Source organism: Rothia sp. HMSC058E10, from assembly GCF_001809415.1.
Classification (GTDB): Bacteria; Actinomycetota; Actinomycetes; order Actinomycetales; family Micrococcaceae; genus Rothia; species Rothia dentocariosa.
Window position 1 is genome coordinate 1 of record NZ_KV797621.1, and the last position, 361, is coordinate 361.

1 pseudogene is annotated in these 361 nt (G+C 45.4%); it reads right to left on the bottom strand.

From position 1 onward, the window contains the following. Positions 1-361 (bottom strand): annotated as a pseudogene (locus tag HMPREF2609_RS10575) (hypothetical protein); the annotation flags it as partial.

A 361-nucleotide genomic window follows, 5' to 3' on the forward strand; every position in this document is an offset into this window, starting at 1 on the left:
ACTTCATATCGTTGAATTTGAAGCGAATCCAGCCAAGTACCAAGGGTACAAAACCCCACAGGGTGAAGAGGATACAGCGGACTTCGTAGCTGGGATCTTTAAACTGGTCAGTATCGTAGACCAACATATTTTCGCCCAGATGAACAGGTAGATACTTGGAAACATCGCTTGCCCACTCAGCAGACCTGAAGAAACTAAGAACTATTGTCACCACAAAAAGCAGAACGACTGTAAGAACAATAGCTCCGGCACTATTACGGAGGAGAGCACCAAACCCGAATCCCATCCAAGCAAGTACCACAAGATACAGTCCAAGAAGAAGAGTGATTCGAAGTACTTCACCATCGAAAGAGACTCGTAG